Genomic DNA, 2,807 nt, shown 5'->3' with positions numbered 1-2,807 from the left:
CCCGGCGACCCGCCCGGCCCGGGGCGGTGCGGGTCCGGTCGGCGGGGGTGATCCGGTCGCGGGGCGGCGGGGGAGCCGCCTCGTGCTGCTGGATCCGACGCAGGTGTTCGCCGGGTTCCGTCCCGGCTACCTCCTACGGGCCCTGCCCATGCTGCTACGGCCCACGCCCCGCCGGGTCCGCGGCTTCCTGCGCTGGGAGTCCGGCGGTGCCACGATCGATCCGGCCTGGCTGCGGCTTCAGGAGGCGGCCGTCGACTTTCCCGCGGTCCGCCCTGTCACCGGCCGCCGCCCCGACCTCTCCGGGCTCGGCGAACTGCCGGTCGTCGCGCTGTTCGCAGGGCAGGCCCGCTGCCACGACGCCGCCCGGGCGGCCCGCGCGGCCGCCGCCGCGTTGCCGAAGGGGGCGCGGGTCGACGTACTGCCCGACGCGACCCACCACACCCTGCCGCTCAGGGAGGCATCCGCCATCGCCGCAGCCCTCGCGCCTCCGCCGCGGGCCTGAGCACAACGCGGCGGAGCGATGCGTCAACCGGTTCAAGCCGCGGCGCGGCCCGGCCGTGCGAACGGACAAGCTCGCCATCGCCCACCAGGCCGCACTCCACCGTGCCGCCATCCTTCTTTTCCGGGCTCGGCGATAGCCTGCCCCATGGCGTTCAGCTGTGGGGATGGTCCACTTGCCGGACAGCTCGGTGCCGCCGGGGAGGGTGTGGGGAGGGTGCATGGAAGAGCCAGGCTTCCGAGTCCTGCTGACGGAGTCGGGAGGCCGCAAGACGGAGGTGATCCGTGCGATCCGCACGGTCACCGGCCTCAGCCTTTGGAACAGCAAGCTTCTGCTGGACAGCGCGCCCGTAGCGGTCACCGAGCCCGACTGGCTCGAAGCCGCCCAGGACGCGGCCGGTGTCCTTGAGGCCGCGGGCGCCCACGTGGCAGTGCTCTGCGACTGGTGCGACCGCACCGTCACGCGACTGGCCGGCCCGCTTGACCCGGCCCCGTGCAGTGGACCATGGCCTCCCGGGACCTGTCGGGCGAGTTGCCCGCCTGCAACCGACTGGGTACGGCCACTGCTGGCGGACTCACAGCCCGATCCGAGAGACGCGCTCTAAGCCTTCCGCGAGAGGGCCTCGCGGACGGCCTCCTCCGAGCGGGCCACCACGGCCGTGCCGTCGTCGGCCGTGATGATCGGGCGCTGGATGAGCTTGGGGTGTGCCGCGAGGTGTGCGATCCAGCGGTCGCGCGCCTGCGCCGTCTCCTCGCGCGGCAGGTCCCGTACGCCGGTCTCCTTGGCCAGCGGGTCCGAGGTACGCGTGATGTCCCACGGCTCCAGACCGAGTCGGCCGAGCACCTCGCGGATCTCCGCCTCGCTGGGTACGTCCTCCAGGTAGCGGCGGACCGTGTAGTCGGCGCCCTCGCCGTCGAGCAGGGTCAGTGCGCTACGGCACTTCGAACACGCCGGATTGATCCAGATCTCCATGGCACGTGAGCCTACCGAGGCCCGCGCCCGGCCCGTCTCGGGCCCGCGCCCGGCCCGCGCTCGGCCCGCCTCAGGTCCGCGCTCGGTCCGCGCTCGGTCCGCGCCCGGTCCGCCTCCGGTCCGCGCCCGGTCCGCCTCAGGTCCGCGCCCGGTCCGCCTCCGGTCCGCGCTCGGCCCGGGATCGGCCCGCGTCCGGTCCGGCTTCGGGTCCCGCTTCGGGTGTGGTGGTCCGGAGGGGGCTCCGTATGGGCCCCGGACGCCGTTCCGGCGGCGTCCGGCCAGGGCTTTTGTCAGTGCCCGGCAGTAAAATCGAGACCAGTAGAACCGGAGCAGACAGACCGCCAACTACCGTTTGGGAGGCTGTAGATGGCCGCTGCCGCGATCATTGACCCGCCGAAGAAGAAGCCGTTGCCCGCGGGCCTGCCCCGCGAGTGGTACGAGAGCCACAACCGTCGTCTGAAGGCCATGCGGCTGGCGATATCGCTGCTCGACACGGGGACGTACGACGCCGCCCGCGCGACCAACCGGAAGATCCGGACGATGGCCGCCCGCACGGGCATCCACCGCCCGTCCAACACCACCTGCCGGATGGTCCGCTCGCTGATCCGCGAAGCGCACTGAGGTTCCGCCCCGAGGGGGCGGGGCCCGCTGGGGTGCTGCCGCGTGCCTGCCGGGCCGTGGCCGCACCCCGGCATCCCGCATCCCGGCATCCCGGCCGGACCAGGCCGGACCGACTCACCGGCGAAGCGAGTCCGTGGCCGGCGCCGGGCGGGCCCCACCAAGGCACTGACCGGCCGACGCCGGACAGGAGCTCCCGTCGGGTTCCTGTCCCGTCCCTGGAACAGGGCCCGGGGACACCCGGGCGACGGCCGGGCCGAGCGGGCGGGGACGGCAGCAGTGCGCGCCGTGGGTACTGCCCGTGGGCACCAGGCAGCTGGCAGCCGCCGGGCCGGCCGGGCGGCGGCCGGTGGTGGTACGACCGCCGGGGCGGGAGGGCGTGGGGCGCCGAGGTGGCTACGGGCAGGCTCACGGCCGGTCGGTCAACGGCTCGGCGGCGCCGTAACTCGTCACGGCGCCGCCGAGTCGCCGAGGGGTGGCGGCGATGCTCGCCCGCCGCACCGGCGGTTGGGGGGTGCCCGCCGCAACTGGGGGGGCCCGCCCCCCCCCCCCGTTGCCGCCCCCGCCCCCCCCGCCCCCCCCCCCCCCCCCCCCCCCCCCCCCCCCCGGGGGTTTCCCCCCTCCGGGGCCACGACGGCACCCCCTCCCCCCGCCCGCCCCCCCCGTTACCGACACGGGCCCGCCCGAGCACGGGGGGGCCGCCGGTGGGGGGGGCGGG

The 2,807-nt window shown here is 75.7% G+C and carries 3 protein-coding genes and 1 pseudogene; 3 read left to right on the top strand and 1 reads right to left on the bottom strand.

What is annotated here, in order from left to right; all coding sequences use genetic code 11:
- Positions 1–502: pseudogene (locus GPJ59_RS35270) on the top strand (hypothetical protein); the annotation flags it as partial.
- Between the two features lie 163 nt (positions 503–665).
- Entirely contained in the window at positions 666–1,103 is a 438-nt protein-coding gene (locus GPJ59_RS35265) for a ribosomal protein L7/L12 (RefSeq protein WP_308120669.1), read from the top strand.
- Here GPJ59_RS35265 and GPJ59_RS35260 read toward each other — a convergent pair.
- The gene (locus tag GPJ59_RS35260; RefSeq protein ID WP_219672165.1) at positions 1,100–1,471 is read right to left on the bottom strand and encodes an ArsC/Spx/MgsR family protein; all 372 of its coding nucleotides are present in this window, start codon (positions 1,469–1,471) and stop codon (positions 1,100–1,102) included. The genes GPJ59_RS35265 and GPJ59_RS35260 overlap by 4 nt on opposite strands.
- A gap of 366 nt (positions 1,472–1,837) precedes the next feature.
- Here GPJ59_RS35260 and GPJ59_RS35255 point away from each other — a divergent pair, with 366 nt between their 5' ends.
- On the top strand, positions 1,838–2,092 hold the full coding sequence (locus GPJ59_RS35255; RefSeq protein WP_219672163.1) for a hypothetical protein: 255 nt from the start codon (positions 1,838–1,840) through the stop codon (positions 2,090–2,092).
- Positions 2,093–2,807: the final 715 nt, after the last annotated feature.

This window comes from Streptomyces bambusae (assembly GCF_019400985.1).
Lineage (GTDB): Bacteria > Actinomycetota > Actinomycetes > Streptomycetales > Streptomycetaceae > Streptomyces > Streptomyces bambusae_A.
Note: the sequence above shows the minus strand (reverse complement) of the source record. Positions and strands in the feature narration are given on the sequence as shown.